Origin of the sequence: Haloferax sp. Atlit-6N, from assembly GCF_003383195.1 — an archaeon.
GTDB lineage: Archaea > Halobacteriota > Halobacteria > Halobacteriales > Haloferacaceae > Haloferax > Haloferax gibbonsii.
Genome location: NZ_QEQJ01000316.1, coordinates 1 through 461 on the forward strand (window position 1 = coordinate 1; position 461 = coordinate 461).

A 461-nucleotide genomic window follows, 5' to 3' on the forward strand; every position below is an offset into this window, starting at 1 on the left:
TCCTCCTCGAAACTGAATATGCGCGGGACAGGATTCGAACCTGCGGACCCCTATGGGACAGCGTCCTAAGCGCTGCGCCGTTGGCCACTTGGCTACCCGCGCGCAGCCACATCTACACCGAAGGCCCAAATCAACCTGTCGCTCCGCGCGCAGGGTTCTTATGCAGTGGCGACGCACCCCAGTGTATGTACAGCGCCCGAGACCGCGTCGCCAACGAGGAGTGGCTGAATCGGATCGAGCGCGGTGCAGACCGACTGGAGCTCGGATCCGACGCGCGCTCGGTCGCCGCGGATCTGTTCCTCTCGGAGGCCCCCGAAGAAGACCGCTCCAAGCGTGCGATCGCGGCTGCGAGCCTCTATGCGGGCGCGCTGATCGCCGGCGAAGAACGATCGCAATCTCGCATCGCCGACGCGATGGACGTGACCCGGCTCAGCGTCCAACAGCACTGGAAGCCGGTACTC

1 protein-coding gene and 1 tRNA gene are annotated in these 461 nt (G+C 65.1%); one reads left to right on the forward strand and one right to left on the reverse strand.

Annotated features, from left to right (window positions below; all coding sequences use genetic code 11):
* Positions 1-19 precede the first annotated feature (19 nt).
* Positions 20-102, reverse strand: a tRNA-Leu gene (locus DEQ92_RS22530).
* Between the two features lie 83 nt (positions 103-185).
* On the opposite strand from DEQ92_RS22530, the gene DEQ92_RS22535 reads away from it, so the two are divergent.
* The coding region (locus DEQ92_RS22535; RefSeq protein WP_115821806.1) for a transcription initiation factor IIB family protein at positions 186-461 on the forward strand (276 nt) is incomplete at its 3' end.